This is a genomic window from Thermomonas sp., assembly GCF_041919455.1.
GTDB lineage: Bacteria > Pseudomonadota > Gammaproteobacteria > Xanthomonadales > Xanthomonadaceae > Thermomonas.
Genome location: NZ_JAYRTQ010000002.1, coordinates 63,236 through 88,915, shown reverse-complemented (window position 1 = coordinate 88,915; position 25,680 = coordinate 63,236). Strand labels below are relative to the sequence as shown.

Sequence of the window (25,680 nt, the reverse complement as noted above, 5' to 3'; positions counted from 1 at the left end):
TCATGGTTGCACGGACGGATCGCAGAACGGGGCGGCGACGCGGATGGTGCGTTCACCGAAGCTGTTGGCGACGACGACATCGCCGCCCCGGCAGACGCCGTTCGCGCCGACCACCCAAGGGTCCGGCACGCGCAGGCGCCAGTCGCCATCGACGCTCAACGGCGGCGCAGTGGATGCGAGGGTGGCGTCGCTGACGACGATGGGCTTGCCGCTGCCGCGCGCGTTGCCGGGCAGTGCGCGCAGTTGGTCGAGCAACCCGTCCATCGCCGCTTGCCGCCGCCAGCTATCGATGCCGCGCACCATCGACGGCCCGACCAGTGCAGCGGACAGTCCGAGGATCGCCAGCACCACGATCATTTCAAGCAGGGTGAAGCCGGCTGCCTTGGCGACACCGCCGCCAGGCAGGCTGGACCCCGGCGGGCTACGCCCGAGAGCCGGATTGAAGCCGCCGTGGCGCATCCGCTGGGTCGACTCAGGGGGCGACGGCCTGGCCGGGCGGATAACCCACGTCGGCGTCCTGACCGTCGCCGCCCGCCTTGCCGTCGGCTCCGAAGGAATACAGGGTGATGGGATTGTCGCCGCTTGCCTGCGGCGAGTACTGGTACGGCTGGCCCCAAGGGTCGAGCGGCACCGACTCGTCCAGGTAAGGACCGGCCCAGCCGCGCGCCGCATCGGCATTCGCAGGCTTGGTGGTCAGCAGCGCCAGGCCTTCCTGCTCGGTCGGCCAGCGGCTGATGTCCAGGCGCATGGTCTGCAGCGCACCCTTCAGCATCTTGGTCTGGGTGATCGCGGTCTGCACTTTCGCCTTGTCGGCCTGGCCGAACAGGCGCGGACCCACCAGGCCCATGATCAGGCCGATGATGACCAGCACCACGATCATCTCGAGCAGGGTGAAGCCGGCCTGGCGTGGAACAGCGGGAATGCGGCGACGTTGCATCGGTATTGCCCCTGGATTCGATTCGTTGCGGTTGGTGCGTTGCGACTAGACGGCGAGGTCGTTGGCGCTGGTGATGGCAAGGATGACGCCGAGGATGATCGTGCCGATCACGCTGCCGATCACCAGGATCGCGATCGGTTCCAGCAGGATCAGCACGCGCTTCATGCGGTTGCGGCCGGCCTCTTCATACAGCCGGGCCAATGAATCCAGCATGGATGCCAGCTTGCCGGAGCGCTCGCCGACCCGGATCAGGTTGTAGCCGGTCGCGGTCAATGCGTCGTGGTCCTCCAGCGCATCGGCCAGCGACGCGCCGCCGCGCACTGCGCGGGTCACCTCGCCCATGCGTGCGCGCCGCTGCGGCAGCTGCAGGCCCGATTGCGCCAGTTCCAGCCCGCGCATCAAGGGCACCTTGTTGCCGAGCAACGCCCCCAGCACCTTGGCCCAGCGCGCAGTGTCGGCCTCCACCAGCCACGGCCCGACCACCGGCCAGCGCGACATCGCATCCATCCCGCGCGCGCGCAGTTCCGGCTTGCGCAAGGCCCACGTCGCGCCACCGCCGGCCGCCGCGAGCAATACCAACAGGAGCAGGAAGTTCTCGCGGGTCCAGGTACCGAAAGCCAGCACCACCCACGCCAGCAACGGCAGGTCCTTGGCCTGCTGCAGCAGCGAGGCGAACTTCGGCACCACGAAGACGAACATGATCGCCACCGCAGCCACGCCGGCGAACACCAGCACCATCGGATAGATCAACGCGTTGCGCATCTCGCTGCGCAGCTGCTGCTCGTATTCCATCTGGGTGGAGGCATCGCGCAGGGCCTTGCCGAGTTCGCCGGTGAGTTCGCCGGCACGCGCCAGCTGCACCACGTATTCGGGGAGCGGCAAACCGCACTGGGCCAGCGTCGCCGAGAACGCCAGGCCGCGTTGCAGGTCGCGCGACATGCCGGTGAACGCGGCCACGATGCGCGGATGGTGCGCGCCGAGCGCCTGGCTGCCGACCGCATCGGCGATGCTCACGCCGGAGGTGAGCATGGTCGCCAGTTCCTGCAGGGCCAGGATCACGTCAGCGTGGCGCAGGCGGCCACGACGTTCGCGGCCCGCGGCCTCGCCGGAACGCACCTCGACCACCGACAGGCCGCGCCGTTCCAGCTGGCGGGCCACATCGCGCTCGTTGTCGGCGCGCAGCATGCCTTCCAGGCTGATGCCCTCGGCGTTCAGTGCGTGGTAGTGGTAACGAGGCATGCGGGGCTCAGGTGCCGGCGACGCGCAGCACTTCCTCGACCGTGGTCTGGCCCTGCCATGCCTTCAGCAGACCGTCCTCGCGCAGGAAGCGGCAGCCTTCGTCGCGGGCCAGCTTCTTCATCTCGTTCACCGATGCGCCGCTGACGATCAAATGTTGCATCGCTTCGGTCACCGGCACCATTTCGTAGATGCCCAGGCGGCCGCGGTAGCCGGTGTTCATGCAGTGCGGACAGCCCACCGCTTCCATCCAGCGCGGTGCCATGCCGGGCAGCACCCGTTCGGCGAACGGACGCACCTCGGCATCGATCGCCTCCGGCACGGCGTGCGGGCGGGCGCAATGGGTGCACAGCCGGCGCACCAGCCGCTGCGCCTGCACCGCGCGCACCGGGGTGGCGACCAGGAACGGCTCGACGCCCATGTCGACCAGGCGGGTGAACGCACTGATCGCGTCGTTGGTATGCAGGGTGCTCAGCACCAGGTGGCCGGTGAGCGCGGCCTGCACCGCGATCTGCGCGGTTTCGAGGTCGCGGATTTCGCCGATCATGATCACGTCCGGGTCCTGGCGCAGGATCGAACGCAGCGCGTTGGCGAAGGTCAGGCCGATGTCGGGATGCGCCTGGATCTGGGTGATCGCCGGCAACTGGAACTCGACCGGGTCCTCGACCGTGATGATCTTCTTGAGGCCGTCGTTCGCTGCGGCCAGCGAGGCATAGAGCGTGGTGGACTTGCCCGAACCGGTCGGGCCGGTGACCAGCACGATGCCGTTCGCCTCCGCAGTCCATTCCTTCATCAGGGCGAGGTGGTCGGACTCGAAGCCAAGTTTCTCCAGCCCCAGTTCCTTGCGCTCCTTCGGCAGCAGGCGCATCACGATCGATTCGCCATGCACGCCCGGCAATGCCGAGACGCGGATGTCCATTTCCTGGCCGCCGACGCGGGTCGACAGGCGGCCATCCTGCGGCAGGCGGCGCTCGGCGATGTCCATCCCGGAAATCAGCTTGAGGCGCGAAGCCACGGCGTCGAAACGGTCGCGCGGCAGCGACAGCCGGTTGTGGAGCACGCCGTCGATGCGGAAACGCACGCTGAAGGTGCGCTCCTCCGGCTCCAGGTGGATGTCCGAAGCGCGCTGCTCGACCGCCTGCGCCATGAGATTGCTGACCAGCTCGACGACCGGTGCTTCCTCGGCCATCGCCCGCAGCTGCTGTTCGTCGCCCCCGCCCCACTCGTCCGAGCGGGCGTGGTGGGCCAGGCCGTCGAGCATGCGTTCCAGGTCCTGCGCACGGCACAGGCACCAATGCACCCGGCGCCCCGGGAATGCATGCCGCATCGCTTCGCGCAGCGAGGGCTGCAGCGGATCGCGCGCGGCGCACAGCACGTCGTTCCCCTCCCCCGGCCAGACCAGCACCTGCTGGTCGAGCAGCCAGTCGATCCCGGTCGGGGCCTGCAGCGCGGTGAGCCGCATCGCGTCCTCGTCCGGTGCCGGCACCTCGACACCCATCACGGGCAGGCCCAGCTGCCGGCTGAGGACCTGCAGCAGGTTGTCCTCGCTGACCGCGCCGATGCGCATCAGCACGCTGCCGAGGCGCCCGCCGATCTTCTGCTGCAGGGCGAGCCCGCGCTCGAGGTCGGCCACGCCCAGCAGGCCGGCGTCGAGCAGCAACTCGCCCAGCAGGCGGTCGCGCGGCGCGGCGCGCGCGGCTTCAGAGGACATCGGCGAATCCTTTCTTGAGTCTGGAGAACGCCCACAGGCCGAACAGATAGACGACCATGGCGACCAGCGAATACTGCGCCATCACGTCCCACTGCGGCCACTGCGCGTCGAACAGCACCCGCCTCACCTGCTCCACCGGAACCGTGATCGGGTTCAGCGCCAACCACGGCTGGGCCGCCGCCGGCATCGCCTCGCGCGGGTAGAACACCGGCCCCAGGAACATGCAGACCATCACCAGCGGCCCGACCAACTGGGTGAGGTCGCGCAGGAAGACGCCGAGCGCGGACACCAGCCATGCCAAGCCAAGCAGGAGCAAGGCATAGGGAATCAGCACCAGCGGCAGGGCTAGCATCGTCCACGAGAACCCGGTCCCGAACACGCCGTCCAGCACCACCAGCACCACCAGGGCCATCACCGCATGGAACGCGCCGGTCAGCAGCGCCACCCAGCCCAGGACCTCCAGCGGGAACACCACCTTGGTCACGTAATTGGGCTGGGAGGTCACCAGGGTCGGGGCACGCGACAACACTTCCGACAGCAGGCCGTGCACCACCATCCCGGCCAGCAGCCGCAGGGCGAACATGCCGATGCCCTGTTCCTCGACCCCGGGCCAGCGGGTCGGTGCCACCACCCCGAACACGAAGGTGAAGACCGCGAGCATCAGGAGTGGCGTCAGCAGCGACCAGAACGAACCCAGCAGCGAACCACGATACCGTCCGCTGATGTCCCGCCAGGCCAGGATGCGGATCAGCGATGCGTGCCGCAACGGATGTGCGAGGGTATTCAGCACGGCGGGCGTGGCTCCGGATCGGCGGTCAATGCAGCGCGACGGGCGGACAAGGCGCAGCCCTGCGGCCGGTTCTGGCGGCACGGAAGTCTAGCGGTTCCATGCCAACCCTCGGCCACCACCAGCTGAACAGGGACTACACTGACGCAAAAGGTCACATTGATGTCGCAACGTCATGTTGTGACGCAGGTTTCGCTCAGGCTCGCCACCCATTCACATTTAAGGGATTGACGATTCCTGAACCGTGGGTTAGCGTCCGCGCTGCAACTTGATCAACCAGGGGAAGGGGAGTCACGCATGGGCGCAAGCCGGGCGCGACTAACGTCAATCAGAACATCGATGCAAGCCTGGAAGAAACCGGGTGCCGGAGGCCCAGCCTCCTGGTACCGGGCATGGGCCGTGCAGCCGGAAAGAGTTGCAATCAAACCGCAATACCAACTGACAGGAGTTAGTTAGACATGTCTAGCATGAAGAAGAACGCCCTCGCCGCTGCCCTCGTGGCCGGCCTGGGTATGGCGGGCGCCGCCGCGGCCTACAACTACGGCACGCTGAAGGATCCCGCGAATTGCGGCTACACCGACTGCACCCAGCCGGGCGGCAGCCCGTCGAGTGAAGCCACGGCGAGCACCGATCTGCTGACCGCCGAACCGGTGGCCTACCAGAACATCACCATTTCGTCCGGTTACGACTACACCATGCGCGAGCAGCTGGTGTGGGACATCAACCCGGCTGACAACGCGGTGAACTTCACGAACGGTTTCACCGCTCGCCTGACCATCAATGATGGTGCGCTGTTCGACACCAGCTACACCCCGACCGTGTTCAACGTCGATCCGGCGAACTGCACCGCGCAGGATCACGACCTGAACGCCGCGACCCCGAACATCCTGCTGCCGGCCCCGGGCTTTGGTCGTAACGATGCCGTCACCCCGGCGGACATCTACCTCGACCCGTCCATGACCTGCACCTGGGACGTGAACTTCGACAACTACTACACCGCCGGCCAGACGATCTCCATCCGCGTCACCCCGAAGCAGGGCGTCACCAACCCGCAGAACCCGTCGGGCGGCATGATGCTGCGTTACGACAATGCGCACCTGACCAGCCTCGACGAGTTCGTCAATGGTCCGCTCAACGGGATCGTCGACGGCGACTTCTGGTTGATCAACCCGACCAACGACGCGCCGTTCACCGGCTCTCTGCAGAACAAGCCGATCCTCCAGAAGGTCAGCGGTGTCGTTGCCTGCGCCGACTCGGATGGTGCCGAGACCGACAAGTACATCGACGTTGCCGACAACTGGAACGAAGAGCAGCTCCCGAAGACCCGTTTCAGCTGGGACGGCAAGCTGGGTTCGGCTGAAGACGCGACCGGCGGCTCGTTGTTCGCACCGGGCGACTACGGCTCGCAGGTCATCGACCTCGGCAACGTCACCTTGGGTACCAACGATGCGATCGGCGGCTTCACCTTCGACGCGGCGGATGACTTCCACACGGTCCTGACCGGTGACACCGGCGGCTGGGAGGCATTCGACAACGGCGATCCGGCGATTTACAACGACGATGTGTACCTGGTCAACGGCACGTGCGCCTCGGGTACCCTCGTCGCACAGGGCGAAGTGAGCGGCAACACCGTGTACTTCGACTACGACGGCCAGGATCTCGAGGATGCGTTCGGCATCGTCGGCGACGAAGGCGCTTCCGTCTCGATGACGGTGTGCGGTTTCGTCGACACCAATGTGCTGATCAACGATCAGAACATCTCGGTTACCACGACCTTCACCCGCAGCGACATCGTTGGTGGCCCGCAGGTCTTCGGTCCGGCCGGCTGCAACCTGCTGCCGCTGCGCTACAACGGCTCGACGATGGAGATCTTCACCATCAACCCGGGTAGCAACACCACCCAGCGCAGCTTCGTCCGCCTGACCAACCGCGGCGCCACCGACGGTTACGTCTCGCTGGAAGGCATCGACAACAACGGTGATCGCGGCGCTTCGCAGGTCCGCGTGTGGGTTCCGGCCGGCGCTTCGGTGCAGCTGGATGCCACCGACCTGGAGAACGGCACCGGTGGTGCGGTCGGCGCATGGGGTACCGGTGCGGGCAAGTGGCGTGCGGTCGTGACCGCCGAGTTCCCGGGCCTGGTTGCCACCAGCCTGGTCAACAGCTCGCTGCCGAACGTGCTGACCAACATCACCGACAGCGACACCCGCGGTGAGCAGTACGGTCGTGACTACGACGAAGGCACCTTCGCCAGCGATCCGGGCGAGCGTCCGTCGGACTTCGTCCAGGAAGTGACCCCGGACTTCCACGGCAATGGCTCGGAAACTGGTGAGCCGGGTGGTCCGAACGGTGGTGATGGTCCGAGCGGTGGCCAGACCACTCCGGATGGCAACCCGGGTCTGTAATACGCGGCACTGCAACACCTGCTGTAACTGACGGGCGGCCTTCGGGCCGCCCGTTTTTTTTTGCGTGCAAGGATCGCAGTTACAATGCCGGCCGCACCCGCCACGCCGCCTTCATGCCTGCAGACGCGTCAACTTCCGCATCCACGCCCGTCATCCTGGTCCGCGACATCTGCAAGACCTTCGTGACCTGGGCCACGCCGGCCCAGCGCCTGATCGCACCGGCACTGCATCGCGCGGGCAGCCTGCTCGCGCAGGCGGCACCCCGCCTGTCCGAGCGCCTGCATGCCGCCGCACGCCGCCGGATGCATGTCCACGAGGCCCTCCACGGGATCAGCTTCGAACTCCAGCGCGGGGAAGCGCTGGGCATCATCGGCCTGAACGGCAGCGGCAAGAGCACCCTGCTGCAGGTGATCGCCGGCGTGTTGCCGCCGACGTCCGGGCGGGTGGAGACCCATGGCCGCGTCGCTGCCCTGCTGGAACTGGGCTCTGGCTTCAATCCCGAGCTGACCGGGCGCGAGAACATCTACATCAATGGCGCGATCCTGGGCCTGCCGACCGCGCGCATCGATGCCCTGCTCGGCGACATCATCGCGTTCGCAGACATCGGCGACTACATCGACCAGCCGGTCAAGACCTACAGCTCGGGCATGGCCCTGCGCCTCGCGTTCTCGGTGCAGGTGCACATCGACCCCGACATCCTGATCGTCGACGAGGCGCTGGCGGTCGGCGACGCCGCGTTCCAGGCCAAGGCGATGAGCCGCATCCAGCAGATCCTGGCGCGTGGCACCACCCTGCTGTTCGTCGGCCACGACCTCAATGCCCTGCGCGCGTTCTGCCAGCGCGCGATCCTGCTGGAATCCGGGCGCATGGCGATGCTCGGCAGCCCAGAGGAGGTGATCGAGGAGTACCTCTTCCGCGTGCACGCCAAGGCGTTGCGCGACGATCAGCCGAAGCCGATCCGCATGGCGGAGGGGTTCCGCAGCGAAGACGGCGGCATCGTCGGGTTGCGGCTGCAGGATGGTGCTCGCCACCTGGCGCTGGCGCACGACGACCTGCTGGAGATCAGCGCCGACCTGCACCTGGATCCGGGACTCACCGATGCCGCCTGCATCATCGACATCCTCGATGAACGCGGGGTCCCGCTGAGCGGGCGGCGCGTCCGCCTGCCGGATCGCGCGCCTGGCGAGCAACAGGTCCAGCTGAAGATCGCATTCCGCGTGCAGTTGGCGCATGGCGTCTACCGCATCCGCGCGCGCCTGGTGCAGGCGCCGACCTTGCACCAGCACCATCACAGGGTGCTGTGCCGCTACGAGTCCGACCTGTCGTTCGAAGTGATCGACAACTCGATCGAGCGCTTCAGCGGTCTCTTCCCGTTGCCCGCCGAGATCACCCTGCATACCGGCCCTGCCGATGCCGATGGCGCCGACAACGGCTGAACCGCTGATCGCGTTCCTGGTCGGCGGCGTGCAGAAGGCCGGGACCTCGGCGCTCGCCCGTTACCTGGGCGCCAGTCAGGGCCTGCGGCTGCCGGTCGACAAGGAAGCGCATGTCTTCGACGCGCCGGATTTCGATGACGCGTGGTCGCCGGCCGACATCGACGCGTGCTACGCCGCACGATTCGCCGACGATGCACCAGGCGTGCTGTTCGGCGATGCAACGCCCTTCTATGTTTTCCACCCGCGCTGCGTCGCGCGCATCGGCCGCTACAACCCGGCGATGCGCTGGATCGTGCTGCTGCGCGACCCGGTCGAGCGGGCCCGGTCGCAGTACCACATGGAACGCGCACGCGGCGACGAATCCCTGTCCTTCTGGCTGGCGCTGCTTCTGGAACCCTGGCGCCTCCGCGGGCGACATGAAGATTTGACACTAGGATCCCCCATGCGCCACCACAGCTATCGCGCACGCGGCGACTACGCCCGCCAGCTCGACACGCTGTATGCGCACTTCCCACGCGAGCAGGTCCTGCTGCTGCGCAGCGAACGCCTGCGCGAAGACGCCGGAGCCTGCGTGCGCGAGGCGTGCGAATTCCTGGGCGTGCCGCCGCCATCGGAGGACACGGCCTACGAGCCGGTGTTCGTCGGCGACTATCCGCCGGCTTCATCCGGTTCGCTGGGATCGCGGTTCCTGCGCTGGCTGATGCGGCGGGAATTGCGGGCGATGCGCGAGCGTTACGGCATCCGCTTCGACTGAGGCGGGCTGTCCCGATCAGGCCAGTGCGTTCGCCAGGTCCGCACGCAGGTCGGCGATGTCTTCCACGCCCACGCTCAGGCGCACCAGGTCGTCGCTGATCCCCAGTTCCGCACGGCGTGCCGGCGGGATGGACGCATGGGTCATCACCGCCGGATGGTTGGCCAGCGATTCCACGCCACCCAGCGATTCGGCCAGGGTGAAGAGTTCGAGCCGCTCGCAGAAGCGCTTCGCGCCCTCGAAGCCGCCTTTGATCCGCACCGAGACGATGCCGCCGAAGCCATCCATCTGCCGCTTCGCGAGGTCGTGGTGCGGATGCGAGGCCAGCCCCGGATAGATCACGTCGACCACGCCCGCATGGCCCTGCAGCCACTCCGCCAGCGCCTGCGCATTGGTGCAATGCGCATGCATGCGCAGGTGCAGCGTCTTCAGGCCGCGCAGCGCGAGGAAGCTGTCGAACGGTCCCTGCACCGCACCCACCGAGTTCTGCAGGAAGGCGAGTTGCTCGCCGAGTTCGGCGTCGGCACCGACCACCAGGATGCCGCCGACCATGTCCGAGTGGCCGTTGAGGTACTTGGTGGCCGAATGCATGACGATGTCGGCGCCCTGCTCCAGCGGGCGCTGCAGCATCGGCGAGGCAAAGGTGTTGTCGACCGCGACCAGCAGGCCGTGCCGCTTCGCGATGGCGGCGATCGCGGCGATGTCGACGATCTTCAGCAGCGGATTGGTCGGGGTTTCGATCCAGACCAGCTTGGTCTCAGGCTTGATCGCGGCCTCGAACGCAGCCGGATCGGTCAGGTCGACGAACGAGAACGACAATCCGGCGCTGCGCGTGCGCACGCGCTCGAACAGCCGGTAGCTGCCGCCGTACAGATCGTCCATCGCGATGACGTGGTCGCCGCTGTCCAGCAGCTCCAGCAAGGTCGACGTCGCTGCCAGTCCGGAGGCGAAGGCGAAGCCGCGGCTGCCGCCCTCCAGCGATGCGACGCCGCGCTCCCAGGCGAAACGGGTCGGGTTGTGCGTGCGCGAGTACTCGAAGCCCTGGTGCACGCCCGGGCTCGACTGCGCGTAGGTGCTGGTCGCATAGATCGGCTGCATCACCGCGCCGGTGGTCGGATCCGGCGATTGCCCGCCGTGGATGGCGAGGGTGCCGAGGCCGTGGTCGTCGCGTTTACTGGTCATGGTCAGGTTCACGTGTGCCTGGAAAGTTGATCGCTGGAGCCTTGCAGGCACCGGGGCACGTCAAGTCGCTCCCCGATACTCGCTTGGTTGACGTGCCCCGGTGCCCGCAATGCTCGCCGGTTTTACTGCACGCGACGGCGCAGGTAGTTGAGCAGGTCGATGCGGGTGATCAGGCCGATGAAGCGCTCGCCGTCCATCACGATGGCCACGTGGCCGCGGTCGAACACCGGCAGCAGCGCCTCGATCGGCGCCGACACGTTGACCTTGTCGAGCTTGCTGACCATGGCGGTGGCGACCGGGTCGCGGAAACGCGCCTCGTCACCGTACACGTGCAGCAGCACGTCGGACTCGTCGACGATGCCGACGATGCGGTCGCCTTCCATCACCGGCAGCTGGCTCACGTCGTACAGCTTCATCCGCTGCCAAGCGGTGATCAGCAGGTCGCCCGGCCCGACCACCACGGTGTCGCGGGCGGCGAACGGGCGCAGGATCAGGTCGCGCAGGTCGCCGTGCTGCTCGCGCTCCAGGAAACCGTTGTCCAGCATCCAGAAGTCGTTGTACATCTTCGACAGGTACTTGTTGCCGGTGTCGCAGACGAACACCAGCACGTTCTTCGGCGTGGCCTGCTCGCGGCAGTACCGCAGCGCCGCGGCGAGCAGGGTGCCGCTGGACGAACCGCCCAGGATGCCTTCCTTCTCCAGCAATTCGCGCGCGGTCAGGAAGCTTTCCTTGTCGGTGATCGCGTAGGCCTTGGTGACCCGGCTGAAGTCGGCGATCCCGGGCAGGAAATCCTCGCCGATGCCTTCCACCATCCAGCTCGCCGACTTCTCGCTCAGCGTGCCGCGGTTGATGTATTCCTCCAGGATCGAACCGACCGGGTCCGCCAGCACCAGTTCGGTCTGCGGCGAGTGCTCGGCGAAGCAGCGCGACAGCCCGGTCATGGTGCCGCTGCTGCCGCAGCCGAACACGATCGCGTCCACGCCGCCGACGTCGGCCATCTGCGCGAGGATTTCCGGGCCGGTACCGAATTCATGCGCAGCCGGGTTGTCCGGGTTGCCGAACTGGTTGATGAAGTAGGCGCCCGGCGTTTCCCGGGCGATGCGCTCGGCCATGTCCTGGTAGTAGTCCGGATGGCCCTTGGCGACGTCGCTGCGGGTCAGCACGACCTGCGCGCCCATCGCCTTGAGGTTGAAGATCTTCTCCCGGCTCATCTTGTCCGGGACGACGAGGATCAGCTGGTAGCCCTTCTGCTGCGCCACCAGGGCCAGGCCGATGCCGGTATTGCCGGCGGTGCCCTCGACCAAGGTGTCGCCTGGCTTGATGTCGCCACGCTTCTCCGCGGCCTCGATCATCGACAGGCCGATCCGGTCCTTGATCGAGCCGCCGGGGTTCTGGCTTTCCAGCTTGAGGTAGAGCGTGCACGGGCCGACATCGAGGCGGCGGGCACGGATGATCGGGGTGTCGCCGACCAGTTCGAGGATGGAATCGTGGGTAGCCATGCGATCGTCAGCGTGTTGCGGCGAGCCGTCGATTCTAGCAGCCGCCCCTTTCCCACCCGGATATCGACCTGCTGCATGCGCACGGACGGCGGCGGCCCGCGAGCAGGCCACGCACCGCCCGTGCAGGCGCGTGCCGTCAGTGAGTTTCGTACATCCGCAACAGCCGGTCCTTGGCGGCGAGCTTCTCGCGCTTCATTTGGCCCAGGGTCATGTCATTGATGGGCAATACGCCGAGCTCGGCGTCCAGCACCTGCTTGTCCAGTTCCTGGTGCCGGTAATACAGCTGCCGGAACTCGGGGCTGGACTTCATCTTCGCTTCGAGTTCCGTCTGCGGTTGTCCTTCGAACATGGAAACCTCCTTGGGTCTCATGCGGAGCCCGGCGGGAGAAGCCGGGACGGCGCGGGTGGTGGCAGATCCTGGACCTGCCGTGGATGCGGCCCGACATGCTGCGAGCCACGGGGAAACCGATGCGGGATGGGTACCCCGCAAATGCGAACGCCCCGGCTGCGAGCAGCACGGGGCGTCAACAGGACTTGCGGGAACAACCGACCGGCGCATCCGACTGCCTCGGTTGCGCCGCCGCGATCCTGGCTTGCGGCGGCGATCTCCGGGTTGTCGAACGGGTGGTGCATCAGCCGGTCTCCGGCCAGAGGATCCGCGAATTCGAACCCTCCGGGAAACCGACACTACGCCTGCGGTTGCGACCTCGCAAGCCCCGGCGATGAACGGTCAGGACGATCTTCGGGATCGGTGGATTTTGCGTTAAATATTTGTTTTATCAGGGATTATCCGCAACCACGATCTCGACCCGGCGATTCTTCGCACGTCCTGCGGCATTGGCATTGTCGGCCACCGGCTCGCTCTCGCCCACACCCTGGGCGTCCACCCGCCCACGGGTCAGCCCGGCTGAGACCAGAGTCGCACGCACCTGCTGGGCGCGACGCTCGGACAGCGCCTGGTTCGCAGCCTCCTCGCCCTGGCTGTCGGTGTGGCCCAGCACCTGCACCGCGCCACCCGGCACCGCCGCCAGATAGAGGCCGAGCGCCTTGATGCTGGCAGCGGCCCCCGCCGTCAGTTGCGCCTGCCCGGAGGCGAAGGCATCGCCGGCCAGGGTAAACACCTCACCGCGCGCATCGCGTCGCGACGGCGGCAGCTTCGCGCCGGCGACCAGCTCGGCCTCCTGGCGGGCCAGCGCGGCTTCCTTCTCGCGCGCCGCGGCCACCTTCGCACCTTGGTCGATCTGCGCGCTGTCGAGTACCGCTTCGGCCTGCTCGGCCTGGGCACGCAGGCGCGCCGCTTCTTCGGCCTGGACCTGGGCTTCGATGCGCAGGCGCTCGGCTTCGGCGCGCGCGCGCTCGGCGTCGCGACGGCTGGCTTCGACCAGCAGTTCGCTACGCTCGCGCTCGAGGCGATCGATCTCGCGGCGGGTCGCTTCGATCCGCGCCGCCTGTTCGGCGATGCCGACCCGGCGATCTGCAAGGGCCAGCGCCGCCGGTTGCTTGCTGCGGCTGGCCGCATCGACCGCCGCCAAGGCCTGGCGCGCTTGCAGGCGTTCGTACTGCGCGAACGGATTGAGTCGCGGATCGGCGTCGAGCGCCTGCAGGCGTTGCACGGGCGGCGCGCCGGCCATCGGTTCGCCGAACGGATCCATCGACAGGGGTTCGCCTTCCATCTGCAGGCGCGCGCGCAAGCCGGCGATGCCGTCCTGCTGCTGGCGGAACTCGGCGCGGGTGGTCTCCGCGCTGCTGCGCACGCGCGCCAGGTCGGCATCGGCACTGGCCGCCAGCGCGGCCTCGCGGGCCTCGGCATCGCGCCCGCGCGCCATCGCCGCCTGCGCGCGCGACAATGCGTCGCGTGCGCGCAACAGGTCCGCAGCCGCGTACTGCTCGGCATCGGCGGCCTCCGCGCGGGCCAAGGCCTGCTGCGCGGCATCCAGTTCGGCGGTAGGCGGCGGCAGTGTGGCGCAACCCGCGAGCAGGATCGCGATGCCGGCAAGGGGGGCCTGCAGCGCCCGGCGGAAGTGTGCGAAGCTAGTTTGCATAGGGAGTCGTGGCGTCCTGTACGTCCACGGTCATTGTGGGAAGCCGCCGCCGGCAGTGCAATCGCCGGGGCCGCGCCAAGGGGCAGACAGCATGGATATCGGCTATTTCCTCAAGCTGATGGCGGAAAAGAACGCCTCGGACATGTTCCTCACGTCCGGGGCACCGGTGAACATCAAGGTCGAGGGCGACCTGCTGCCGCTGGGCAGCGCGCCGCTACCGTCCGGGATGTCGAAGAAAGTCGCCTATTCGCTGATGAACGAGGCGCAGATCGCCGAGTTCGAACGCGAGCTGGAACTGAACATGGCGATCGCGGTGGCCGGCTCCGGTCGCTTCCGCGTCAACGTGTTCATGCAGCGCGGCGAAGTCGGCATGGTGATCCGCGCGATCCGCAGCGACATCCCCAGCATCGAGGAACTGCAGCTGCCGCAGGTGCTGAAGGACATCATCATGGCCGCGCGCGGGCTGGTGCTGATCGTCGGTTCCACCGGCGCCGGCAAGTCGACCACGCTGGCGTCGATGATCGACCATCGCAACAGCACCAGCACCGGGCACATCCTCACCATCGAGGACCCGATCGAGTACCTGCACCGGCACAAGATGTCGATCGTCAACCAGCGCGAAGTCGGGCTGGACACGCACACCTTCCACGCCGCGCTGAAGAACGCGATGCGCGAGGCGCCGGACGTGATCCTGATCGGCGAGATCCGCGACGCGGCGACGATGGAGGCGGCGATCGCCTTCGCCGAAACCGGCCACATCTGCCTGGCCACCCTGCACTCCAACAACGCCGACCAGACCATCGAGCGCATCCTCAACTTCTTCCCCGAGGGCGCGCACAAGAACGTGCTGATGAACCTGGCGCTGAACCTCAAGGCAGTGGTCAGCCAGCGCCTGGTGGTCGGCGTGGATGGCCGCCGCCTGCCGGCGACCGAAGTGCTGATCAACACCCCGATGATCCGCGACCTCCTGCGCCGCGGGCAGGTGCACGAGATCAAGATGGCGATGGAGGAATCCCTGCAGGAAGGCATGCAGAGCTTCGACCAGTGCCTGTTCCGGCTCTACAAGGAAGGCCGGATCGAGATGGAGGAAGCGCTCAAGGCCGCCGACTCGCGCGATGGCCTGGCCCTGAAATTCCGCCTGTCCGAAGGCGGCGGTGCCGAGCACGATCCCTACGCCGACGTGTTCGGCGGGTCGCACTGACGACCACGATTCAAGCGGGCACGGGTGCGTCCGGCTGGCGTTCCGGGCGCGCGGCATCGAACGCCGGCAAGGCCAGGCAGGCGGCATCGATCCGTTCGATGGTGGGATACGCCGCCATGTCCACGCCGAAGCGGCGCGCGTTGTAGACCTGCGGCACCAGGCAGCAGTCGGCCAGCCCGGGCACGTCGCCCTCGCAGAAGATCCCGGTCGAGGGATGGTCGGCGAGCATCGCTTCCGCCGCACGGAGCCCCTCGACGATCCAGTGCCGCACCCATTCGTCGCGCTCGGGCTGCGGCACGTTCCACTCGTGCTCGAAGTACTGCAGCACCCGCAGGTTGTTGAGCGGGTGCACGTCGCAGGCCACGAGTTGCGCCAGCGCGCGGGCACGATGGCGCGCGCGCGCATTGGCCGGCAACAGCGGCGGCTCCGGCCAGAATTCGTCCAGGTATTCGAGGATCGCCAGCGACTGCCCGAGCCGGCGCTGGCCGTGGCAGAGCGTCGGCACCAGTTCCTGCGGGTTCATCGCGCGGTATTCGGCGGAATGCTGCTGCCCGCCATCGCGCAGCAGGTGCACCGGCACGATGCTGTGCGCCAGGCCCTTCAGGTTCAGGCCGATGCGCACGCGATAGGCCGCGCTGGAACGCCAGTACGAATACAGCTGCAGCGTTTCGGTCATCGGGTCCCCGCCCGCATGGCGACTCCGCACATTAGCGATCCTGCCGATGCCGCGGTATGCCGTTCACGCCCCTGCGGCGACCGCCCGTCCCGTGGGTGGGTCAGGGCCGTTCCTGGCGCTCGATCCGCTGTTCGATCGCACCGAACACGCTGTGGCCGGCCGCGTCCAGCACCTCGATCCGGACCACGTCGCCGAACGCCATGAACGGCGTGGACGGCTTGCCGTCGCGCAGAGTCTCCACGGTGCGCTGCTCGGCGAAGCAGGACGCGCCCAGCGAGGTGTCCTCGTTCGCCACCGTGCCGGAACCGACGATGGTGCCGGCCGACAACGGCCGCGTCTTCGCCGCGTGCGCCACCAGCTGGGCGAAGTCGAACTGCATGTCCACGCCGGCTTCCGGCGCGCCGAACCACGTGCCGTTGATGTGGGTGAGCAGCGGCAGGTGCAGCTTGCTGTCGCGCCAGGCATCGCCCAGCTCGTCCGGGGTCACGAACACCGGGCTCAGCGCGCTGCGCGGCTTGCTCTGCAGGAAGCCGAAGCCCTTGGCCAGCTCGTTCGGGATGAGGTTGCGCAGCGAGACGTCGTTGACCAGGCCGATGAGCTGGATGTGCGATGCCGCCTGCTCCGCGGTCACCGCCATCGGCACGTCGTCGGTGACGATCACGATCTCGGCCTCGAGGTCGATGCCGTAGTCCTCGCTGACCACCTTCACCGCATCGCGCGGGCCGTAGAAGCCGGCGCTCACGCCCTGGTACATCAACGGGTCAACGTAGAAGCTCTCCGGCACCTCGGCACCGCGCGCCTTGCGGACGCGTGCCACGTGCGGCAGGTAGGCGCTGCCGTCGACGAATTCGTAGGCGCGCGGCAGCGGTGCGGCCAGCACCTGCATGTCGAGGTCGAACACGCCGTCGACATCGCCCGCGTCCAGCGACTCGGACAGCGCATTGAGGCGCGGCGCCACGTTGCTCCAGTCCTCCAGCGCGCGCTGCAGCGTCGGCGCGATGCCGGTGGCCCGCACCGCCCTGGACAGGTCGCGGGACACCACGACCAGGGTGCCATCGCGGCCGCCTTCCTTGAGAGAACCCAGTTTCATCGCGACCTCGGCAGACAGTTTCGGAGAGATGGTTGCAATTGTAACGATGTGACGGGAGCGATGTATCGAGGCGCAGTCGATGCGGTCAGCCCGGGTCGTCGCCCAAGAACGCAGCAGCGCGATAGGTCAACACCAGCGTATCGCGATGGCCAAAATCGTCGATCGGCTGGATCGGCGTGGATTCATGGATCACCCGCGCATCGTCCATCAGCAGCATCGACCACGGCGCGTCCAGGGTGAAGCGCTGCCCGCGCGGGCCGTTGGCGTCGAACACCCGGGTTTCGCCGCCCTTGATGCCGCTGCGCGCGACCAGCAAGACGGCAACGAAATCGACGCCGTCGCGGTGCGCGCCTTCCGGCGTGGGCCGGCCCAGGCCGTCGGTGGTGTCGATGCGGAACTGGTGGGCCTCGACATGCCAGCGCGGCGCCGGCGTGCAGCGCCCGCAGGCATCGGCGATCGCCAGCACCAGCTTCGACCAGGCCGGATGCGCAATCACCGCGGGCGTCACCGGCTCGAACCAGCGCTCCATGCCACCGTGCAGCGCGTTGTACTCGACCGGCTGCCAGTGGCGGCGATGCGGCACCTGCACCAATGTCCCCGCTTCCGCGATGAACGACGCATGCCGCCGCTTGCGATAGCGGCCGCCGTCCTTGAGATAGCCGTCCTGCGGCAAGTCGTCCCAGCTCGGCAGCAGCGCATCGAATCCATCGACCGCGATGCCGGCAAGCCCGGAAACCGACTCGGGTGCCAACACGGCATAGCCATCGTCCCGCAGGGCGCGATCCAGCCCATCCAGCGGCACGCTCGGGGCGGGGAAGTGAGCGACCATGCGCGGCTCCAAGGATGAACACGCATTGTCGCATTGCGCCACGCCGGCACGCATTCCGGAATGGCATCGCGCAAACGCGAAACCCGCCTTGCGGCGGGTTTCGAGAGTCTTGCGAATGTGGCAGCCCCGGATGGATTCGAACCACCGAATGCCTGAGTCAGAGTCAGGTGCCTTACCGCTTGGCGACGGGGCTATGTAGCGAATTGTAGAACCAAACGCGCTTGCTGGAAAAACCGCGCCAGCAAGCGCGTATCCGATCGTTCGCTGGCTAGAAGTGGTGGCGCCGCCTGTACGGACAGTACAGGCAAGCTGCCAAGACAACGCCAGGGGACGAGCCGGATTAGCGCTTCGAGAACTGGGTGGCGCGGCGGGCTTTGTGCAGGCCGACCTTCTTGCGCTCGACTTCGCGCGCATCGCGGGTCATGAAACCGGCCTTGCGCAGCTCGATCTTCAGGGTCTCGTCGTACTCGACCAGCGCGCGGGCGATGCCCAGGCGGATCGCACCGGCCTGGCCGGTGGTGCCGCCGCCGGTGGTGGTCGCGACGATGTCGAAGGTCTCGATGTGCTTGGTCAGCTCCAGCGGCTGGCGCACGATCATGCGCGCGGTCTCGCGGCCGAAGAACTCGTCCAGCGGACGCTCGTTGACGGTGATGGTGCCGGTGCCCTTGCGCAGGAACACGCGGGCAACGGAGGACTTGCGGCGGCCGGTGCCGTAATTCTGCGTGCTTTTATTGGAGATGGTCGCCATGATCAGATGTCCAGCGTCTGCGGCTGCTGAGCAGCGTGCGGGTGTTCGGAGCCCTTGTAGACCTTGAGCTTGCGGTACATCGCGCGGCCCAGGGTGTTCTTCGGCAGCATGCCCTTGACCGCGATCTCGATCACGCGCTCCGGGTGGCGCTCCAGCGCCTGTGCCAGGGATTCGGTCTTCAGGTTGCCGACGTAACCGGTGAACCGGTGATACATCTTGTCCTGCAGCTTCTTGCCGGTCACCGCGATCTTCTCGGCGTTGATCACGACGAGGTAGTCGCCGGTATCGACGTGCGGGGTGAAAACGGGCTTGTGCTTGCCGCGCAGGCGGTAGGCCAGTGCTGCGGCCAGACGACCCAGGGTCTTGCCCTCGGCGTCGACGACGTACCAGTCGCGCTGGACGGTCTCGTTCTTGGCGATGAAAGTCTTCATGGGAACTCTTCAGGGGTGCATGGTCGGGCTGGTTGCGCAGCAGGTTGCGGCTGCGGAAGGTCGCCTCGCGTTGTTCTTTCGATACCGGGCCAGATGGCCATCCCTTGACGGGTTTTCGGCGCGAAAGGAGCGGGATGATAGCCCGCGACGCCGGCCCGTGCAACCTGCCATCCTGGCCGCCTAGAATGGCGGCATGTCGACCTCGCGCATCCTGAGCCCCCTCGACCGCCTGCTGGACTCGGCGCAGAACGCGCTCTCCACCGTGGCCGGCAGCCCACGCGCCGAGCGCGCCAACCCCGGCGATTCCACCCCCGACGTGGTCCTGGACGATGCCGAGCGCCGCCACGCCGCCGGCCTGATGCGGATCAACCACGTCGGCGAGGTCTGCGCGCAGGCGCTGTACATCGGCCAGGCCGCGGTCGCCCGCGACCCCGCCACCCGCGCCCACCTGCTGGAGGCGGCGCAGGAAGAAACCGACCACCTGGCGTGGTGCGCGGATCGCCTGCGCGAGCTCGACAGCCGGCCCAGCCTGCTCAACCCGCTGTGGTACGCCGGCAGTTACACCATCGGCGCACTGGCTGGTTTGCGTGGCGACGGCTGGAACCTGGGGTTCGTGGTCGAGACCGAGCACCAGGTCGAGGCACACTTGGAAGAACACCTGCGCACCCTGCCCGAAGCCGACCTGCGCAGCCGCGCGATCCTGCAGGTCATGAAGGACGACGAAGCCCGCCACGCCGATCACGCCGAACAGGCTGGCGCGAAGGTGTTGCCGCAACCGGTGCCGACCCTGATGAAGGCGGCATCGACGCTGATGAAGGCGGTCGCCTACCGCCTCTGAGCGGCCTCAGTCCGGCGTGGCCACGCCGTCCTGCATGCGGATCCGCGGCCGCAGCGACACGCTGCGATCCGCATCCATCAACTGCAGTTCGCCGTCCTGGATCATCGCGGTGACCCGCATGCTGCGGCCAAGCAAGGCCTCAGCCGCCGCGACCTCGGCATCGTCCAGCTCGATCACGCTGAGGTTGCGCAAGCGAGCCAGCGCGGTCGCATTGCGCTTCCACCATGCCTCGGCGGCCTGCCCGCCATAGCCGACCACCACGACTTGCATCGCGCGTCCGCTGGCCTTGCGCAGGCGGGCTTCGTCCGGCTGCCCGAGCTCGATCCATTGCTCGATGTCGCCGGTGTAGTCGCGCCGCCACAACGCCGGCTCGTCCTCGTCGCTCAGCCCGCGGCCGAACTCCAGGCGCTCGTCCGCATGCAGCGCGAACGCGAGCAGACGCACCAGCAGCCGGGTGTCGGTTTCCGACGGATGCTGCGCCAGCGTCAGCGCATGGCTGGCGTAGTAGTGGCGGTCGAGGTCGGTGACCTGCAGCTCGGCCTTGAAGATGGTGGCCTTGGCGGCCATGGCGCGTCCTGCGGCCACGGGGCCGGATCGGGGGTGCGCCATTCTACGGGCAGCCCGGCGGCGTGGCCGGCCGTCGCGGACGTATGCTGCGCGCCTGTCCATGCCGCGCACGCGCAGGAGGTGCCCGATGGCCGCCCACGAATACGACCCCGACGACAACTTCGACCACGCCTTCCATGCGCAGGCCGGCATCGACGATGACGATGCCCTGGAGGCCGTCGCCTGGCAGTTCCTGCTGCTGGTCAACCCGGACGACGAGGACGCGGCGCTGGAGCAGTTCACCGCCTTCCAGCGCGGGCTCGACGAGACCGGCGAGCGCGCCGATCCGGCCCTGCTGCTGCGCGACGCGATCGACTGGAAAGCCGGCTTCCACGTGGGCGAGGACGACGCGCAGGGCCTGATGGAAGCGCTGGACGAACTGGCGGCGCGCTGGCGGTTGCGCATCGACTGGCCACTGGACGACGACGCGGGCGAGTCGCCCGATACCGCCGCGCTGCTGCACGCCGCCTTCGTGCAACTGCGCGAGCGCCATTTCTGCCTGTGGACGGTCGAAACCGGCGAGCCCACCCTGGCCGGCTGGATCACCCGCGAGCGCGACATGGAGGCGATGCAACTCGTCGCCAGCGCATTGGGCATGCCGGCGCGGCCCGGCGCCGGCTGAGTCCAGCCCACGAAAAAGCCGGCTTGCGCCGGCTTTTCCTTGACCGCGTCGCGAACGGTCAGTCGACCAGGTTGCGTCCGTGGTAGAGCTCTTCGATCTCGCGCTTCAGGCGCGCCTCGATCTTCATGCGCTCCTTGAACGACAGGTTCTTCGCCTTCTCCTCGAACAGATAGTTGTCGAGGTCGAATTCCTTCATGTGCATCTTCGTGTGGAAGATGTTTTCCTGGTAGACGTTGACGTCGAGCATCTCGTAGCGCGCGCCGACATTCTTGGCCAGGTAGTCCTGGATCGAATTGATCTTGTGGTCGATGTAGTGCTTGCGCCCCTTCACGTCGCGGGTGAAGCCGCGCACGCGGTAGTCCATCACCACGATGTCGCTTTCCAGCGACTCGATCAGGTAGTTCAGCGCCTTCAGCGGCGAGATCACCCCGCAGGTCGACACGTCGATGTCGGCGCGGAACGTCGCGATGCCGTTGTCCGGATGGGTTTCCGGATAGGTGTGCACGGTGATGTGCGACTTGTCGAGGTGGGCGACCACCGCATCGGAGATCACGCCCTTGGCATCGGCCTTGTCGACCACCGGCTGCTCGGAGATCAGGATCGTCACCGAGGCGCCCTGCGGATCGTAGTCCTGGCGCGCGATGTTGAGGATGTTGGCACCGATGATCTCCGCCACGTCCGTGAGGATCTGGGTGAGGCGGTCGGCGTTGTATTCCTCGTCGATGTATTCGATGTAACGCCTGCGCTCGTCTTCGGACGCTGCGTAGCACACGTCGTAGATGTTGAAGCTCAGCGACTTGGTGAGGTTGTTGAAGCCTTGCAGCTTCAGGCGCGGCAGCGGTTTGACCACGGCGGGGTATTCCGAATGGCTCGAACAGGGCCGCGATTATGCGGCAAAGCGCCGGCCTGCGCGTGCAGAAGTTTGCCCGCCATCACGGTTCCGCCTAAGCTGCGGCATCCCCCGAGGCTTTCCGATGAGCACCAGCTTCAGCAAGCCCGTGATGCCGCGCGTGACCAATCCGCTGCTTGCGGACGCCGCAACCATCGAGCGCTTCATCGCGCATTGCCACCGCCGCAAGTACCCGGCGCGGACCGACGTGTTCCGCCCCGGCGACGCCGCGGGCACGCTGTACTACATCATGTCCGGCTCGGTCAGCATCATCGCCAGCGAGGAAGACGGCCGCGAGCTGGTGCTGGGCTACATCGGCCCCGGCGAGTTCGTCGGCGAGATGGGCCTGTTCGTGGAATCCGACCGGCGCGGCGTCGCCCTGCGCACGCGCACTGCCTGCGAGCTGGCCGAAATCGGCTACGAGCGCCTGCAGCAGTTGCTCACCACCCAGGCCAACGACGCCGCCCGCCTGCTGTACTCGATGGGCGCGCAGATCAGCCAGCGCCTGCTGGACACCAGCCGCAAGGCCGGCCGCCTGGCCTTCCTGGACGTCAGCGACCGCATCTACCGCACCCTGTTCGACCTCGCCCGCGAGCCGGACGCGCTCAGCCATCCGCAGGGCACCCAGCTACGGGTGTCGCGGCAGGAGCTGGCGCGGCTGGTCGGCTGCTCGCGCGAGATGGCCGGGCGGGTGCTGAAGAAACTGCAGGCCGACGGCAAGCTGCACGCACGCGGCAAGACCGTGGTCGTCTACGGCACCCGCGACTGACCCGCGCATGAGCCAGGCGTTCTCACCGGGGCCTTCCCCGTTCGGTGCCGACCTGCGCAGCGCGATGATCGCCGACGCCGACGACGTCGCCCGCCTGCTCACCGAGCTGGGCTATCCCTGCGAGATCGACGAGGCCGCCGAGCGGATCGACGCGATCGCCGCCAACGACCGCCAGGCGCTGGTGCTGGCCCGGCGCGAAGGCGCGGTGTGCGGGCTGGTCGCGCTGGACTTCATGTATTACCTGCCGCTGGGCACGATCACCTGCCGGGTCACCGCGCTGGTGGTCACGCCGACCGCGCAGGGCCTGGGCATCGGCCGCCAGTTGCTGAAGGAAGCCGAGCGCCGCGCCCGCAGCGGCGGCGCCGCGCGCATCGAACTGACCAGCGGCTCGCAGCGCACCGAGGCGCATGCGTTCTACCGCGCCTGCGGCTACAAGGACAGTTCCGTGCGCTTCGTGAAGCAATTGGGAGCCTGACCATGCAGGACGCCGCCCGGCCGCAGGCCCTGACCTGCCCCAAGTGCGATGCGCAGATGCACATCCAGCGCCATCCGGAAAACGACGCCTACCGCTGCGAGGGCTGCCATGGGTTGTGGTTGCCGCTGATGGCGCACGAGCAGTTGGAAGAACGCGCAGACGAGATCGATACCGCCCCCTATCCCGGCACATCCGCACCGGAGACGCGCACCCTCGCCTGCCCCGAATGCGAATTCATGCCGCTGATCCGGATGGTGGACGCGGCGCACCCGGAGATCCATTTCGAAAGCTGCAAGGGCTGCTACGGCCGCTACTACGACGCGGGCGAGTTCCGCGAAGTCAGCGAGGATCCCTCGTTCCTCGACCGGTTGTTCGGGCCGGGCTGACGCCCTGTACACGTGTCGTCCCGAGCGTAGCGAAGGAACCGCTTCACCCTCGCAAGAACAGATCCTTCGCTGCGCTCAGGATGACCTCTCAGGACGCCGCCCCGGATGCGCTTCGCTTATCCGGGCTACGGATTGCGCGCTCAGGCGACCGGATCGCCCGCACGATCGGCGCAACCCCAGTTGAGGATCGGCGTGCCCTCCAGCAGCACCCTGCGGAACATCGCCACGCTGCCGACCTTCGGGTTCACCACCACCGGGCGCAGCGCGGCCTGCAGCAACGGCAGGTCGGCGCTGCTGTCGGTGTAGGCGATCGCCACCGGCTGGGTGAAGCCGGCATCGCGCAGCATGGTCATCTTCATCGCGTGGTGGCAGTGGCGGATCGCCGCGACCGCGCCGAACTTCGGCCCGACCAGGGTGCCCACCACCGGCACGTCGTGATGGGCCACGAAGGCCAGGATCGCGCGCGCGAGTTCCGGCGGCGCGCCGGTGGCGACCACCACGCGGTCGCCGGCTTCGCGATGCGCGCGGAACACCTCAAGCGCGATCGGCAGCAGGCGTGACTGGATCACTTCGACATGGCCGGCCACGTAGGCGTCGATCAATGCGTCGAGGTCACGGCGACGATGCAGTCCGATCGTGCCGATCCAGACGAATACCGAAATCCCGGCGCGACGCGTCGGCAGGAAGGCGACCATCGGCCCGGCCACGGGCGCCGCCAGGATCGCCAGCAACTGACGCCACCACGCGCGCTGGATCAACCACTTGAACAGATGGCTGCCGGAGTCGCCGTCGTACAGGGTGTGGTCGAAGTCGAACACCACCAGCGGCGCATCGTCGCGCGGCACCGGGAATGCGGCTGCAGCTTCCTGCACGCTCACGCGGCGAACAGGTCGCTGAGCGCCACGCCCGGATCCGGCTGGCGCATGAAGGCCTCGCCGACCAGGAAGGCATGCACGCCGGCATCGCGCATCAGCTGCACGTCGGCCGGCGCCAGGATCCCGCTCTCCGTGACCAGCACGCGGTCTGCCGGCACCATCGATTTCAGATCCAGCGTGGCCTGCAGCGAGACATCGAACGTGCGCAGGTTGCGGTTGTTGATGCCAAGCAACCGCGCCGGCACCGGCAGCGCGCGCTCGAGCTCGTCGAGGTCATGCACTTCGACCAGCACGTCCATGCCGAGCTCGTCGGCGATGAAGGCGAATTCGGACAACTGCCGGTCGTCCAGCGCGGCGGCGATCAGCAGCACGCAGTCGGCGCCGAGCACGCGCGCCTCGTGCAGCTGGTAGGCATCGACGATGAAGTCCTTGCGCAGCACCGGCAGCGAACACGCCACGCGCGCCTGCTGCAGGTAGGCGTCGCTGCCCTGGAAGAAATCGATGTCGGTCAGCACCGACAGGCAGGCCGCGCCGCCGGCCTCGTAACTGCGGGCGATCTCGGCAGGATGGAAGTCGGCGCGGATCACGCCCTTGCTGGGGCTGGCCTTCTTCACCTCGGCGATCACCGCCGGCAACCCGGCGGCGATCTTCGCCTGCACCGCATCGGCGAACCCGCGCACCGGCGGCGCCGATGCGGCGCGCGCCTTCAGCTCGAACAGCGAGACCCGGTCGCGACGTTCCGCGACTTCTTCCTGCTTGCGCGCCAGGATCCGCTTCAACACATCATGCATCGGCGCGCTCCCAGCCGTACGCGCGCTCGACCTTCGCCACCCGCACCGCGAACTGCGCATACCAGGCCTCGCGCCCGCGCTGGCGGGTGCTTGCGTGCTCGGCGTGGTCGCGCCAGGCCTTGATCGACGCCTCGCTGTCGAAATACGCGGTGGTGATGCCGAAGCCTTCGCCATCGCGTGCGGATTCGGCGCCGAGGAAGCCGGGCTGCGCGGCAACCAGGTCCTCCATGCGCATCGCGGCTTCGGCATAGCCATCGGCGGCATCGCCGCGGCGGCGCGAACTGAAGATCACCGCGTAGTACGGCGGCTCGGGCAGGCGGGCGAAACGGTCGTCGTGCATGGCAGGGCGCTCGCGGGGGAGCGCCATTCTAAGCGAGCCGGCCTGGTTCGCCCGTAGCCCGGATAAGCGGAGCGCATCCGGGGTTCTTCGAGACGCCATCGCGCTTCATTCCCGGATGCGGCCTGCGGCCT

Annotated in this window: 28 protein-coding genes and 1 tRNA gene; 9 read left to right on the top strand and 20 right to left on the bottom strand. The window is 67.6% G+C overall.

The features are described 5' to 3' along the window. From ACE3T8_RS01640 to ACE3T8_RS01620, 5 genes are read right to left on the bottom strand one after another with little or no spacing between them, the layout of a single operon-like run. Positions 1–459 carry a Tfp pilus assembly protein FimT/FimU gene (locus tag ACE3T8_RS01640; protein WP_374606257.1) on the bottom strand — a complete coding sequence of 153 codons (459 nt, stop codon included), beginning with the start codon at positions 457–459 and terminating at the stop codon, positions 1–3. A 13-nt stretch (positions 460–472) separates the two neighbouring features. Continuing rightward, entirely contained in the window at positions 473–937 is a 465-nt protein-coding gene (gene gspG, locus ACE3T8_RS01635) for a type II secretion system major pseudopilin GspG (protein WP_374606256.1), read from the bottom strand. A 45-nt stretch (positions 938–982) separates the two neighbouring features. Beyond that, positions 983–2,176 carry a type II secretion system F family protein gene (locus ACE3T8_RS01630; protein ID WP_374606254.1) on the bottom strand — a complete coding sequence of 398 codons (1,194 nt, stop codon included), beginning with the start codon at positions 2,174–2,176 and terminating at the stop codon, positions 983–985. A 7-nt stretch (positions 2,177–2,183) separates the two neighbouring features. Then, positions 2,184–3,884, bottom strand: coding sequence for a GspE/PulE family protein (locus tag ACE3T8_RS01625; protein WP_374606253.1), 1,701 nt, complete (start codon positions 3,882–3,884; stop codon positions 2,184–2,186). Further along, positions 3,874–4,674 carry an ABC transporter permease gene (locus tag ACE3T8_RS01620; protein WP_374606251.1) on the bottom strand — a complete coding sequence of 267 codons (801 nt, stop codon included), beginning with the start codon at positions 4,672–4,674 and terminating at the stop codon, positions 3,874–3,876. Before ACE3T8_RS01620 ends, ACE3T8_RS01625 begins: the two co-directional genes overlap by 11 nt. A gap of 464 nt (positions 4,675–5,138) precedes the next feature. Between ACE3T8_RS01620 and ACE3T8_RS01615 the strand changes: the two genes are divergently transcribed. The 3 genes from ACE3T8_RS01615 to ACE3T8_RS01605 all read left to right on the top strand — a co-directional run bounded on the left by ACE3T8_RS01615 (position 5,139) and on the right by ACE3T8_RS01605 (position 9,263). Beyond that, the gene (locus tag ACE3T8_RS01615) at positions 5,139–7,073 is read left to right on the top strand and encodes a hypothetical protein (RefSeq protein WP_374606249.1); all 1,935 of its coding nucleotides are present in this window, start codon (positions 5,139–5,141) and stop codon (positions 7,071–7,073) included. Between the two features lie 113 nt (positions 7,074–7,186). After that, positions 7,187–8,509, top strand: a complete 1,323-nt coding sequence (locus tag ACE3T8_RS01610; protein ID WP_374606247.1) for an ABC transporter ATP-binding protein — start codon at positions 7,187–7,189, stop codon at positions 8,507–8,509. Beyond that, positions 8,490–9,263: a sulfotransferase domain-containing protein gene (locus ACE3T8_RS01605; protein ID WP_374606245.1), complete on the top strand. Its 774-nt coding sequence runs from the start codon at positions 8,490–8,492 to the stop codon at positions 9,261–9,263. The genes ACE3T8_RS01610 and ACE3T8_RS01605 overlap by 20 nt, the downstream gene beginning before the upstream one ends. A gap of 15 nt (positions 9,264–9,278) precedes the next feature. Here ACE3T8_RS01605 and ACE3T8_RS01600 read toward each other — a convergent pair whose 3' ends face one another. From ACE3T8_RS01600 to ACE3T8_RS01585, 4 genes are all read right to left on the bottom strand, one after another. Further along, positions 9,279–10,442 (bottom strand): cystathionine gamma-synthase, encoded by a 1,164-nt coding sequence (locus tag ACE3T8_RS01600; protein ID WP_374606243.1) that lies wholly within the window; start codon positions 10,440–10,442, stop codon positions 9,279–9,281. Between the two features lie 122 nt (positions 10,443–10,564). After that, the gene (locus ACE3T8_RS01595; protein ID WP_374606242.1) at positions 10,565–11,941 is read right to left on the bottom strand and encodes a pyridoxal-phosphate dependent enzyme; all 1,377 of its coding nucleotides are present in this window, start codon (positions 11,939–11,941) and stop codon (positions 10,565–10,567) included. Positions 11,942–12,077: 136 nt separating this feature from the next. Next, positions 12,078–12,290: a YdcH family protein gene (locus tag ACE3T8_RS01590; RefSeq protein WP_374606240.1), complete on the bottom strand. Its 213-nt coding sequence runs from the start codon at positions 12,288–12,290 to the stop codon at positions 12,078–12,080. Positions 12,291–12,720: 430 nt separating this feature from the next. Further along, positions 12,721–13,983, bottom strand: a complete 1,263-nt coding sequence (locus ACE3T8_RS01585; RefSeq protein WP_374606239.1) for an OmpA family protein — start codon at positions 13,981–13,983, stop codon at positions 12,721–12,723. Between the two features lie 91 nt (positions 13,984–14,074). On the opposite strand from ACE3T8_RS01585, the gene ACE3T8_RS01580 reads away from it, so the two are divergent. Further along, a complete protein-coding gene (locus ACE3T8_RS01580; protein WP_374606238.1) occupies positions 14,075–15,184 on the top strand; it encodes a PilT/PilU family type 4a pilus ATPase in 1,110 nt (369 codons plus the stop codon). 10 nt (positions 15,185–15,194) lie between these two features. On the opposite strand, the gene maiA is transcribed toward ACE3T8_RS01580, so the two are convergent. From maiA to rplM, 6 genes are all read right to left on the bottom strand, one after another. After that, a complete protein-coding gene (maiA, locus tag ACE3T8_RS01575; RefSeq protein WP_374606236.1) occupies positions 15,195–15,860 on the bottom strand; it encodes a maleylacetoacetate isomerase in 666 nt (221 codons plus the stop codon). Between the two features lie 100 nt (positions 15,861–15,960). Next, positions 15,961–16,950 carry a fumarylacetoacetate hydrolase family protein gene (locus ACE3T8_RS01570; RefSeq protein ID WP_374606235.1) on the bottom strand — a complete coding sequence of 330 codons (990 nt, stop codon included), beginning with the start codon at positions 16,948–16,950 and terminating at the stop codon, positions 15,961–15,963. Positions 16,951–17,035: 85 nt separating this feature from the next. Next, positions 17,036–17,779: a 2OG-Fe dioxygenase family protein gene (locus ACE3T8_RS01565; RefSeq protein ID WP_374606233.1), complete on the bottom strand. Its 744-nt coding sequence runs from the start codon at positions 17,777–17,779 to the stop codon at positions 17,036–17,038. A 118-nt stretch (positions 17,780–17,897) separates the two neighbouring features. Further along, positions 17,898–17,972: transfer RNA gene (locus ACE3T8_RS01560), tRNA-Gln, on the bottom strand. A 147-nt stretch (positions 17,973–18,119) separates the two neighbouring features. Continuing rightward, on the bottom strand, positions 18,120–18,527 hold the full coding sequence (rpsI, locus tag ACE3T8_RS01555; protein WP_374606231.1) for a 30S ribosomal protein S9: 408 nt from the start codon (positions 18,525–18,527) through the stop codon (positions 18,120–18,122). A gap of 2 nt (positions 18,528–18,529) precedes the next feature. Next, positions 18,530–18,958, bottom strand: coding sequence for a 50S ribosomal protein L13 (rplM, locus tag ACE3T8_RS01550; RefSeq protein WP_166057659.1), 429 nt, complete (start codon positions 18,956–18,958; stop codon positions 18,530–18,532). A 193-nt stretch (positions 18,959–19,151) separates the two neighbouring features. Between rplM and coq7 the strand changes: the two genes are divergently transcribed. Beyond that, positions 19,152–19,796 carry a 2-polyprenyl-3-methyl-6-methoxy-1,4-benzoquinone monooxygenase gene (gene coq7 / locus ACE3T8_RS01545; protein WP_374606230.1) on the top strand — a complete coding sequence of 215 codons (645 nt, stop codon included), beginning with the start codon at positions 19,152–19,154 and terminating at the stop codon, positions 19,794–19,796. Between the two features lie 6 nt (positions 19,797–19,802). On the opposite strand, the gene ACE3T8_RS01540 is transcribed toward coq7, so the two are convergent. Beyond that, positions 19,803–20,363 carry a YaeQ family protein gene (locus ACE3T8_RS01540; protein ID WP_374606229.1) on the bottom strand — a complete coding sequence of 187 codons (561 nt, stop codon included), beginning with the start codon at positions 20,361–20,363 and terminating at the stop codon, positions 19,803–19,805. Positions 20,364–20,490: 127 nt separating this feature from the next. Here ACE3T8_RS01540 and ACE3T8_RS01535 point away from each other — a divergent pair, with 127 nt between their 5' ends. Next, complete coding sequence (locus ACE3T8_RS01535; RefSeq protein ID WP_374606228.1) at positions 20,491–21,024, top strand: hypothetical protein; 534 nt, start codon at positions 20,491–20,493, stop codon at positions 21,022–21,024. Between the two features lie 58 nt (positions 21,025–21,082). Here ACE3T8_RS01535 and speD read toward each other — a convergent pair whose 3' ends face one another. Then, entirely contained in the window at positions 21,083–21,874 is a 792-nt protein-coding gene (gene speD / locus ACE3T8_RS01530; protein WP_374353685.1) for an adenosylmethionine decarboxylase, read from the bottom strand. 124 nt (positions 21,875–21,998) lie between these two features. Here speD and crp point away from each other — a divergent pair, with 124 nt between their 5' ends. From crp to ACE3T8_RS01515, 3 genes are read left to right on the top strand one after another with little or no spacing between them, the layout of a single operon-like run. Then, positions 21,999–22,682 carry a cAMP-activated global transcriptional regulator CRP gene (gene crp, locus ACE3T8_RS01525; protein WP_374606227.1) on the top strand — a complete coding sequence of 228 codons (684 nt, stop codon included), beginning with the start codon at positions 21,999–22,001 and terminating at the stop codon, positions 22,680–22,682. Positions 22,683–22,689: 7 nt separating this feature from the next. After that, positions 22,690–23,157: a GNAT family N-acetyltransferase gene (locus ACE3T8_RS01520; protein WP_374606226.1), complete on the top strand. Its 468-nt coding sequence runs from the start codon at positions 22,690–22,692 to the stop codon at positions 23,155–23,157. Positions 23,158–23,159: 2 nt separating this feature from the next. Continuing rightward, positions 23,160–23,543, top strand: coding sequence for a zf-TFIIB domain-containing protein (locus tag ACE3T8_RS01515; protein WP_374606225.1), 384 nt, complete (start codon positions 23,160–23,162; stop codon positions 23,541–23,543). A 140-nt stretch (positions 23,544–23,683) separates the two neighbouring features. On the opposite strand, the gene ACE3T8_RS01510 is transcribed toward ACE3T8_RS01515, so the two are convergent. From ACE3T8_RS01510 to ACE3T8_RS01500, 3 genes are read right to left on the bottom strand one after another with little or no spacing between them, the layout of a single operon-like run. After that, complete coding sequence (locus ACE3T8_RS01510; protein ID WP_374606461.1) at positions 23,684–24,415, bottom strand: haloacid dehalogenase-like hydrolase; 732 nt, start codon at positions 24,413–24,415, stop codon at positions 23,684–23,686. A 2-nt stretch (positions 24,416–24,417) separates the two neighbouring features. Next, complete coding sequence (gene trpC / locus ACE3T8_RS01505) at positions 24,418–25,209, bottom strand: indole-3-glycerol phosphate synthase TrpC (RefSeq protein ID WP_374606223.1); 792 nt, start codon at positions 25,207–25,209, stop codon at positions 24,418–24,420. Beyond that, positions 25,202–25,549 carry an antibiotic biosynthesis monooxygenase gene (locus tag ACE3T8_RS01500; RefSeq protein ID WP_374606221.1) on the bottom strand — a complete coding sequence of 116 codons (348 nt, stop codon included), beginning with the start codon at positions 25,547–25,549 and terminating at the stop codon, positions 25,202–25,204. Before ACE3T8_RS01500 ends, trpC begins: the two co-directional genes overlap by 8 nt. Positions 25,550–25,680: the final 131 nt, after the last annotated feature.

Coding starts and splice junctions, on each gene's coding strand:
- ACE3T8_RS01640 (WP_374606257.1), bottom strand. CDS start 459: ATGCGCCACGGCGGCTTCAATCCGGCTCTCGGGCGTAGCCCGCCGGGG.
- gspG (WP_374606256.1), bottom strand. CDS start 937: ATGCAACGTCGCCGCATTCCCGCTGTTCCACGCCAGGCCGGCTTCACC.
- ACE3T8_RS01630 (WP_374606254.1), bottom strand. CDS start 2,176: ATGCCTCGTTACCACTACCACGCACTGAACGCCGAGGGCATCAGCCTG.
- ACE3T8_RS01625 (WP_374606253.1), bottom strand. CDS start 3,884: ATGTCCTCTGAAGCCGCGCGCGCCGCGCCGCGCGACCGCCTGCTGGGC.
- ACE3T8_RS01615 (WP_374606249.1), top strand. CDS start 5,139: ATGAAGAAGAACGCCCTCGCCGCTGCCCTCGTGGCCGGCCTGGGTATG.
- ACE3T8_RS01610 (WP_374606247.1), top strand. CDS start 7,187: ATGCCTGCAGACGCGTCAACTTCCGCATCCACGCCCGTCATCCTGGTC.
- ACE3T8_RS01605 (WP_374606245.1), top strand. CDS start 8,490: ATGGCGCCGACAACGGCTGAACCGCTGATCGCGTTCCTGGTCGGCGGC.
- ACE3T8_RS01600 (WP_374606243.1), bottom strand. CDS start 10,442: ATGACCAGTAAACGCGACGACCACGGCCTCGGCACCCTCGCCATCCAC.
- ACE3T8_RS01595 (WP_374606242.1), bottom strand. CDS start 11,941: ATGGCTACCCACGATTCCATCCTCGAACTGGTCGGCGACACCCCGATC.
- ACE3T8_RS01590 (WP_374606240.1), bottom strand. CDS start 12,290: ATGTTCGAAGGACAACCGCAGACGGAACTCGAAGCGAAGATGAAGTCC.
- ACE3T8_RS01585 (WP_374606239.1), bottom strand. CDS start 13,983: ATGCAAACTAGCTTCGCACACTTCCGCCGGGCGCTGCAGGCCCCCCTT.
- ACE3T8_RS01580 (WP_374606238.1), top strand. CDS start 14,075: ATGGATATCGGCTATTTCCTCAAGCTGATGGCGGAAAAGAACGCCTCG.
- maiA (WP_374606236.1), bottom strand. CDS start 15,860: ATGACCGAAACGCTGCAGCTGTATTCGTACTGGCGTTCCAGCGCGGCC.
- ACE3T8_RS01570 (WP_374606235.1), bottom strand. CDS start 16,950: ATGAAACTGGGTTCTCTCAAGGAAGGCGGCCGCGATGGCACCCTGGTC.
- ACE3T8_RS01565 (WP_374606233.1), bottom strand. CDS start 17,779: ATGGTCGCTCACTTCCCCGCCCCGAGCGTGCCGCTGGATGGGCTGGAT.
- rpsI (WP_374606231.1), bottom strand. CDS start 18,527: ATGGCGACCATCTCCAATAAAAGCACGCAGAATTACGGCACCGGCCGC.
- rplM (WP_166057659.1), bottom strand. CDS start 18,958: ATGAAGACTTTCATCGCCAAGAACGAGACCGTCCAGCGCGACTGGTAC.
- coq7 (WP_374606230.1), top strand. CDS start 19,152: ATGTCGACCTCGCGCATCCTGAGCCCCCTCGACCGCCTGCTGGACTCG.
- ACE3T8_RS01540 (WP_374606229.1), bottom strand. CDS start 20,363: ATGGCCGCCAAGGCCACCATCTTCAAGGCCGAGCTGCAGGTCACCGAC.
- ACE3T8_RS01535 (WP_374606228.1), top strand. CDS start 20,491: ATGGCCGCCCACGAATACGACCCCGACGACAACTTCGACCACGCCTTC.
- crp (WP_374606227.1), top strand. CDS start 21,999: ATGAGCACCAGCTTCAGCAAGCCCGTGATGCCGCGCGTGACCAATCCG.
- ACE3T8_RS01520 (WP_374606226.1), top strand. CDS start 22,690: ATGAGCCAGGCGTTCTCACCGGGGCCTTCCCCGTTCGGTGCCGACCTG.
- ACE3T8_RS01515 (WP_374606225.1), top strand. CDS start 23,160: ATGCAGGACGCCGCCCGGCCGCAGGCCCTGACCTGCCCCAAGTGCGAT.
- trpC (WP_374606223.1), bottom strand. CDS start 25,209: ATGCATGATGTGTTGAAGCGGATCCTGGCGCGCAAGCAGGAAGAAGTC.
- ACE3T8_RS01500 (WP_374606221.1), bottom strand. CDS start 25,549: ATGCACGACGACCGTTTCGCCCGCCTGCCCGAGCCGCCGTACTACGCG.